The 8376-nt window shown below is 56.1% G+C and carries 7 protein-coding genes; 2 read left to right on the top strand and 5 right to left on the bottom strand.

The features are described from left to right. Nucleotides 1-358: 358 nt before the first annotated feature. The 3 genes from katG to ACR0B3_RS18990 form a co-directional block, all read right to left on the bottom strand. The gene (katG, locus tag ACR0B3_RS19000; protein WP_480810417.1) at nucleotides 359-2560 is read right to left on the bottom strand and encodes a catalase/peroxidase HPI; all 2202 of its coding nucleotides are present in this window, start codon (nucleotides 2558-2560) and stop codon (nucleotides 359-361) included. Between the two features lie 336 nt (nucleotides 2561-2896). Then, on the bottom strand, nucleotides 2897-3880 hold the full coding sequence (locus ACR0B3_RS18995) for a glycosyltransferase (RefSeq protein WP_480810416.1): 984 nt from the start codon (nucleotides 3878-3880) through the stop codon (nucleotides 2897-2899). A 46-nt stretch (nucleotides 3881-3926) separates the two neighbouring features. Next, nucleotides 3927-4784: an SDR family oxidoreductase gene (locus ACR0B3_RS18990; protein WP_480810415.1), complete on the bottom strand. Its 858-nt coding sequence runs from the start codon at nucleotides 4782-4784 to the stop codon at nucleotides 3927-3929. Nucleotides 4785-4871: 87 nt separating this feature from the next. On the opposite strand from ACR0B3_RS18990, the gene ACR0B3_RS18985 reads away from it, so the two are divergent. Then, entirely contained in the window at nucleotides 4872-5504 is a 633-nt protein-coding gene (locus tag ACR0B3_RS18985) for a class I SAM-dependent DNA methyltransferase (protein ID WP_480810414.1), read from the top strand. Between the two features lie 27 nt (nucleotides 5505-5531). Here the strand turns inward: ACR0B3_RS18985 and ACR0B3_RS18980 are convergent, their stop codons facing one another. Continuing rightward, complete coding sequence (locus ACR0B3_RS18980; protein WP_480810413.1) at nucleotides 5532-6518, bottom strand: sterol desaturase family protein; 987 nt, start codon at nucleotides 6516-6518, stop codon at nucleotides 5532-5534. Nucleotides 6519-6543: 25 nt separating this feature from the next. Next, nucleotides 6544-7299 carry a class II aldolase and adducin N-terminal domain-containing protein gene (locus ACR0B3_RS18975; RefSeq protein WP_480810412.1) on the bottom strand — a complete coding sequence of 252 codons (756 nt, stop codon included), beginning with the start codon at nucleotides 7297-7299 and terminating at the stop codon, nucleotides 6544-6546. Nucleotides 7300-7417: 118 nt separating this feature from the next. Between ACR0B3_RS18975 and ACR0B3_RS18970 the strand changes: the two genes are divergently transcribed. Beyond that, complete coding sequence (locus ACR0B3_RS18970; protein WP_480810411.1) at nucleotides 7418-8293, top strand: LysR family transcriptional regulator; 876 nt, start codon at nucleotides 7418-7420, stop codon at nucleotides 8291-8293. Nucleotides 8294-8376 lie beyond the last annotated feature (83 nt).

The raw sequence follows: 8376 nt of genomic DNA, 5'->3' as shown, positions 1-8376 counted from the left end.
ACCGTCTCTCCGATGCGTCCAACCGTCTCTCCGGTCCGTCTCCACCGCCTCAGCAGCGCCCCAACACCGCCTCAGCAGCGCCGGTGAAGGGGTATTTACGGATTAGGTCTGGGACCTGCAACCCCCAATTTGAAAAAACTTCACATTTCTGGTCAGTTTCTTCCCTTCCTTAATAATAACAACAGGTTAACTTAATAATCCACCGCACGATCCCGCCAACGAAAGGCTTGAAGATAAGGAATAGATAACCTTTCGGCGGAATCGTACCCAATGCTTGGTAGGCACCCCGGTGTCGGGCGAATGAAAACGCCGCCCGAGTCCCCTCGGGCGGCAAAACTCTCTAGCGATGATAGCGGGATTACTTCAGATCGAAACGATCCGCGTTCATCACCTTGTTCCATGCGGAAACGAAATCGCAGACAAATTTACCACCTGCATCGTCCTGACCATAGACTTCGGCCAGTGCCCGCAGCTGGGAGTTTGACCCAAAGACCAGATCCGCGCGGGTACCTGTCCACTTAACGTCACCGCTGGCACGGTCGCGACCCTCATAGACGCCGTCACCGGACGGTTTCCATTCGGTACCCATATCCAACAGGTTTACGAAGAAATCGGTGCTGAGCGTACCAACCCGATCCGTAAGGACACCATGTGACGTGCCGCCAAAGTTTGTACCCAGCACACGCATCCCGCCGACAAGCGCTGTCATCTCAGGCGCGGATAGCGTCAGCAATTGTGCCTTGTCCACCATCAGGGCCTCGACCGGAACCGAGTACTCCTTGTGCAGGTAATTACGGAAACCGTCAGCGATGGGTTCCATCACAGAGAACGAGTCGACATCCGTCTGTTCTTGCGAAGCATCAGTGCGACCGGGAGTGAAGGGCACGTCAACGTCGTGGCCCGCGGCTTTGGCCGCCTGTTCGATAGCCGCAGCGCCACCCAGAACAATGACATCGGCCAAAGAGATCTTCTTGCCACCCGATTGCGCGTTATTGAACGCGGTCTGCACGGCTTCCAGCGCATCCAGCGCCTTGGACAGTTTCAGCGGCTCGTTGACCTCCCAATCCTTCTGCGGGGCCAGGCGAATACGCGCACCGTTGGCACCGCCACGCATGTCCGATCCACGGAAGGTCGAAGCAGAAGCCCAGGCGGTGGAAACAAGCTCTGAGACCGACAACCCGGTTGCAAGGATCTTGGCCTTCAGATCGGCCGCATCCGCATCGTCAATAAGCGCGTGATCGACGGCAGGGACATTGTCTTGCCATATGAGCTCTTCGCTGGGTGCCTCGGCTCCCAGATAACGCGCACGCGGACCCATGTCGCGGTGGGTAAGTTTGAACCAGGCGCGAGCGAAGGCATCGGCGAACTCTTCCGGGTTTTCGTGGAAGCGTTTCGAGATCGGGCCATAGATCGGGTCCATGCGCATCGCCATGTCAGCGGTGGTCATCATGGTCTTGACCTTTTTCGTCGCGTCGTGCGCGGCTGGGGCCATGTCTTCTTCTTTAACGCCCACCGGCTCCCAAATCCACGCACCTGCAGGGCTTTTGGACAGGTTCCAGTCATAGCCAAACAGCAGATCGAAATAGCCGTTATCCCATTTGATGGGGTTCGCGGTCCATGCGCCTTCGATCCCCGAGGTCGTGGTGTCGCCACCCTTGCCCGAGCCGAACTTGTTGATCCAGCCAAAGCCCATATCCTCGATTGGAGCTGCTTCAGGTTCGGGGCCAACCAGGTCGGGATCACCGGCACCATGCGCTTTGCCAAAGGTGTGGCCACCTGCGACCAGAGCCACAGTTTCTTCGTCATTCATCGCCATCCGGCCAAAGGTGTCGCGGATATCCCGGCCTGACGCCAGAATGTCGGGCTGACCATCCGGGCCTTCAGGGTTCACATAGATCAGACCCATCTGAACAGCGGCCAGCGGGTTTTCCAGATCACGTTCGCCTGAATAGCGGCTATGCGGGTTCTCAGTTGGAGCAAGCCATTCGGTCTCGGCCCCCCAATAGATGTCTTCCTCGGGTGCCCAGATGTCTTCGCGACCGCCAGAGAAACCAAAGGTCGTGCCACCCATGGATTCGATCGCGCAGTTGCCCGCCAGAATATACAGGTCGGCCCAGGAAATCTGGTTGCCGTATTTCTGCTTGATCGGCCACAGCAGACGACGCGCCTTGTCGAGGTTGCCGTTATCCGGCCAGCTGTTCAGCGGCGCAAAACGCTGATTGCCAGTCGAAGCACCGCCGCGACCATCGGCTGTCCGATAGGTGCCCGCCGCGTGCCACGCCATACGGATGAACAAGCCGCCATAGTGACCGTAATCCGCAGGCCACCAATCCTGCGAATCCGTCATCAACGCATACAAGTCTTCTTTCAATGCCTTCAGATCGAGCTTCTTGAACTCTTCAGCATAATTGAACGACTCACCCATCGGGTTCGACGCAGGGCTATGCTGGTGCAGAATCGACAGGTTCAACTGGTTCGGCCACCAATCCCGATTGGTCCGGGCCTCGGCGCCATGCATTACCGGGCATTTGCCCATGTTGGGGGTATCACTTCCGTCCATATCGATCTCCAGTCCTGGCTAGATGTGTGCGTCGCGCGGTTAACTTTGAAACATGAAACAGGGGTTGCAAGTGCCTTTATTTCGAACACGGATATGAGCATTTCGCGCGGTCGCGCAGAAGGGCCCTGCATTGAGTGTAAGAAATGGCATTAACGACTCGGTCTTTCTGTTTGGGCTAGATTTAGCAAATCCGAGCCATTCATATAAGTTTTGTTTTTAGATGATATCGATAACTCAAAGCTATTGAATCGGCGCACTAAGGCAACCCGCAAAAAAACCTGCAGCCGCAGCATCATAACTGCGCTTTCTACAACTCGTTAATCTGCCAGCGCAAAATCAGTGACCACTGACTTTCTTATACAGCGCGGATTTATAGCCAAAGGGGATACCCAAAACCCCGACCAACCATCCAGCCGTTCGGGCGATCTGGATCAACCGCCGGTCCGGTTGAAACGGAAACAACAAGATTGACCCCGACAATGCGACCAAACGAAGAGGCGCGCTGAGAAATCCCAAAACGGCCTTGGCGGGTTTCTGATCCAGCTTGCGGCGCATATGGGTGTTAGACTGATCCCGCCCACGGGCGGCTTGGTACCAGAAAGATAAGCGCTCGGGCGGAATGGTCTCATATACAAAGGCGTCGGAAACCCAACCAACCGGCAATCCGGCGGCCACAGCCTCGGCATAGAACTTTGAGTCGGTTCCACCGGTCATCCGCATGGTTTCATCAAACCAAAGACCGGCTTCGCTGAACAGTCGAGTCTCGCCCAGCCAGTTATTGGTCACGATGGTCACGCCGCCGGTATCGTTCAGATTGGCTTTCTTCGCGGCCGCATTCTCTTTGTCGAGGTATCGGTTGCTGATATTGCGCAACATCAGCAGCTGCATCGCCGTTTCCTGCCCCGTTGGCCCTGCCGCACGCAGCGGGGCGCCCAGCAACACTGCGGAACTGTTGCGATACCCGGCGACCAACCGTTCCAGCCAATCGGGCGCGACCACCTCGTCATCATCAACGAAACACAGCAGGTCCGAGCCATCCTGTATCGCTTCACGCGCGGCGCGATTGCGTCCGAATGGGATGCCGGGCTCGGTCTCAAGAACATAGTCAAGACCTGCGCCGTTAGGCAGCACGTCTCCGATAGCCCGAATGGTTTCTTCGCTAAGCGGTTTGCTGTCGTTTTCCACTACAAGGCATCTGACGAAACAATCGGGCGGCAACGCCATCTCGCCCCAACTTTGGATCAACGCAGCCAGCATATCGGGCCGCTGGCGGGTCAGGGTCGAAACGGTAATCTTAAGAGAGGCAGAGCGTTCCTTCATTGAACTCCTTTACATCCCGCGTCGGTTTCTTGACAAGGCAAGGCCGTCACAAGGTGCTGTTTTGATCTGACATCAGTGCCTCAAGCCCGACACGGTAATTCGGATAGAGCAATGTGATTCCCAGCTCATCCTTGATCCGATCATTCCGAACGCGCTTGTTTTCGTTATAGAAGCTGCGTGCCATCGGGGTCAGATCAGCCTCATCAAAGGGAACGGCGGGTGGCAGGGGCAATCCTTGTAACTCGGCCGCATAGCCAATCACATCCTGCGGCGGCACCGGCTCATCATCGCAGACATTATAGATTGCACCTGGATTGGGCTTGGCCATCGACGCCGTCAGAACCTGGGCGATGTCATCCACATGAATGCGCGAGAAAACCTGACCCGGCTTGATGATCCGCCGCAGCCCTCCGCGTTTGAGTTTCGAAAACGGCCCGCGACCCGGGCCATAGATCCCCGCAAGACGGAAGATATGCAGGGGCAGTCCCGGAATGTCGCCCCATTGCTGTTCGGCACGCACACGCCACCGGCCGCGTTCCGCTGTTGGTGTGGCAGGCGTTGTCTCGTCCACCCAATTGCCCTGATGATCTCCGTAGACGGCTGTGGTCGACAGATATCCGACCCATTCGAACTGCTCGGCACGTGCAGCAATATCGTCTCTTAGCTCTGCCAGCACCGGATCGCCCTCAGCGTTCGGCGCGGTCGAAATCAACAGATGTGTCACGCCGTCCAGATCAGGCCGCTCCCCCGGCCAAACACAAGGCTCCACACCGGAGGCGCGGATGGCCTCAAGCTGCTGAGGATCGCGCGTGGTTCCGATGATGCGCCATGCCTTGGGATCAAGTCGCCGCGAGACAGCGCGCGCAGAATAGCCGTGGCCGAAGGAAAAGAGTATCTGAGTCATACTCCTTTGATGATCCGCCCAATCCTGGGATGCAAGCGCCGGATGGACGCACTTGATTCGAATCCTCCGATGCGCATTCATTAATCCATGAGTAAGAAATCACCTGATCTGCACGCGGCTTACGCCCTGAAATCCCCCGAAGAGAACAAGCGCCTCTACGCGGAATGGGCCGGGGATTATGACGATAGCTTTGCGGCGCTCGAGGATTATCAACTCCACATCCATACCGCGCGGGCCTTTGTTGCAGCGGGCGGGCAAGGTCCGGTTTTGGATGTTGGCGCAGGAACAGGGTTATGCGGTGCGATTCTGGCCGGACTGGGTGTCGGTCCGATCGATGCCACCGATATCAGCGCCGAGATGCTGGATCAGGCAATGCGCAAGGATATCTATCGCGACGCGATTGAGGCCGATTTGAATCACGGTCTGCCTGTCCCGCGCGACAGTTATGCAGGCGTGGTTTCATCCGGCACATTCACCCATGGCCATCTGGGACCAGACGTTTTGCCAGCGCTGCTGCGCGTCGCGCGACCTGGCGCGCAATTCGCCCTGTCGATCAATGCCAAACACTTTGAAGCAATGGGATTCGCTGATGCGCTAGAGAGCCTGCAAGGGACGCAGATCAGCAATCTATCGCTGCCAGAGGTGCGCATTTATGGTGATTTGGCCGCTGGACCAAACAAAGATGACATCGCGCTGATTGCATTGTTTGAGAAGAACTGAAACAGACCCTAACACAGATCTTCTTGCTTATGTGTACATTTGCTTTTTGAACTCACGCGTCCGCTTTGTCGCTTCGGCCGTACCATCGTGATAGGTGCCAAACCATTTGTCGAAGGGAATCTCCGAGGTGCCATAGTTGCACTCAAAATACCGGTGATGCAGCTGGTGAAAGAAATCCCCGGCCCGCGCGGCATCTGTCTCGCCTGCTTTCAGCTTTTCGAAACCCGAATGGGACAGCACCGGACTGATCTGCTGAAAATAGACGTGAAACAGCACATGCAGAGGATGCGAAGGCACGATCAGGTGGATGAAGTAGGTCGTGAAGTAAAGCAGGTTTTCATACCAGTGGTTCGATATCCCCGACCATGGCCCAATGTTAACGTTGCGGTGGTGCACTGCATGGACGTGTTTATAAAGCTTAGGATGATGTTCCAATCGGTGCACCCAATAGAAGTGGAGCCCTGACCACATCGGGATCAGCAGCATCCAGATCACAAACCATACGGGCGCAGCCGCCCAGGTTATGACCGGCACAAATCCATTCGCCATCGCCCAGTAGATAAGCCATTGATAGACCGTCGCCACGGTCATCGCGCTGCCCAACGTCCACCAGATATTATCCAGAACCTGATTGCGAAAAGTAAAAGTTCCATTGCTGCGGGTCAGATCACGCCGATCGAATTTTTTGTACATGCCCTGACCTTTGCGCATGTAAAGCCACCAATGCAGCCCACCTGCCACCAGAATCTGAGGCACCATGTTCAGCATCCAAATGCGGAACATCCATCCGGGTGCGAAGCTTTGCATTGCCTCTAATGGAGGCAAGAATGCAAAATACGCGATCAACGCCAGCACCATGCAAAGCGTCAGAGACGTTAGCGGCAACCAAGCCCCTCTGTACCAACTAAGGATCGCGGCAGGCCGTGGTGGCCAGTTAAATAGCGGGTTCAAACCAACCGGGCCTTCGGGGCGATAATTCCAGCGGGCGGCCTCTGCGTCGTTGACATCGGTCATGGCTGATACTCCTCAGCAGGTATAATCAGGTAGCGTAATCCGAACCTTCGGTGTCCAGAACAGCTTTGATCTCTCGCAGATGTGCTTCTGCCTGACCGGGATAATCATCCAGCTCTTGCGCGGTTTTCTCGGCAATCTCATCGGACAGAACGCGGAGAGGTAGCCCGGTTTGGAGTGCACGAATGTAAGTCTCGGCAGCGCGCTCGAAGTAATAGAGCCTATTAAAGGCGACTGCTGGGTTTTCACCGATCACCAGAACCCCGTGATTGCCCATGATCATGACCTTCTTTTTCGGGTCAGAAAGCATCGCAGCGCAGCGTTCGCCTTCGCTTTCAAACGCCAGACCTCCGAACTCTTCATCGATCACGTAGCGGTTGAAGAAGGTCGCTGTGTTCTGATCGATTGGCGGCAGGGTGCTGTCTGCCAGCGAGGCGAGAACTGTCGCAAAGATCGAATGCACGTGCATCACACAGCGTGCATGAGGACAATGACGGTGGATCGATCCGTGCAACCCCCAAGCCGTCGGGTCCGGTGCACCGGGCTGATCCATAACTTTCGGGTCATTGGCATCCAGCAACAGCAGATTGGACGCAGTGATGCGGGCAAAATGCATCTGATTGGCATTCATCAGAAACTTTGTGCCCTCAGTATTCACGGCCAAACTGAAATGGTTGGCTACGCCTTCATGCATATTAAGGCGCTCTGTCCACCGGAAGGTGGCCGCCATATCCACACGTTCTGACCAATGATCAATGTTGGGGCGCAGGTTGGTGACACGCATGCCGGGCTCCTTAGCGAGATGTTCGCGACGTGCGGAAATCGTGCCTGCGCCGCAAAAGTTTGACCAACGAAAAAAACATGCTTAGTTCATTAGTAAAACTAATGATGAGGTTATGCATATGCAGAAACCGCTACCACCGCTTGGTTGGCTGAGAACCTTCGAGGCCGCCGCCCGCCACCTGTCCTTCACGGGTGCGGCGCGAGATTTGAACATGACGCAAAGCGCGGTCAGCCAGCAGATAAAGTCGTTGGAGGGGTATCTGGGTCAGCCCTTGTTTCTGCGCCGACCACGCGCGCTGGAACTAACCGAGGCAGGGATCACATATCTGCCGGTGGTGCGCGAGGCGTTTCGGACATTGGTGCGGGGGACACAGGCCGTCACAGGTGCGCAACAAAACGCGGTTCAGGTGCAAAGCAATATTACCTTTGCCGTTAACTGGCTTGCGCCGCGCCTGACCCGGTTTCGGGAACTGCATCCGGATATACATCTGAACATCTTCACTGAGCTCTGGGAACCTCGTGAAATGGCCGAGGGTGCAGCCGTGGAAATCCGCTATTCGCTACGTCCCGCTGATACGGTGCGCACCGAATTACTGCGGACCGATCACTACTATCCTGTCTGTGCCCCGGAGTTTTCGGTGACGCTGGAAAACCTGCAAGATCAACCCTTGTTCGATTGCTCAAATTTGTTATCGAACTGGGAAAATTGGATTACAGATCAGGCTCTAACTTGGGAGAAACCTCAGGTAACCTATTCGACGACGTATCTGGTCAGCCTGTCCGTTGCAATGGCGGGTGGAGGATTGTGCCTGGCGCATGATGTGATCGCAAAGCGTCTGATCGAAGAGGGCCGACTGATCGCGCCATTCAGCCACCGTGCCGTGATGCCCGAGGCTTATTATTTGCTGCTGTCCCCTCAGGCCGAAGAGACACCAGGAGCTGTGGCGTTCGCCGATTGGCTTCGCGCCGAGATTGAGGTGGATGCGCAGGTCTGAAACAAGCCCTCCCGCCCATCGTCAATGCCCTTTGGGCATCTCCTCTGGTTGGGCGTGGCAGCGCTGGCGCGCTGCGGAGTTTG

The sequence above is a fragment of the Ruegeria sp. CE9 genome, from assembly GCF_056537425.1.
This window is presented reverse-complemented; position numbering and strand designations above follow the sequence as displayed.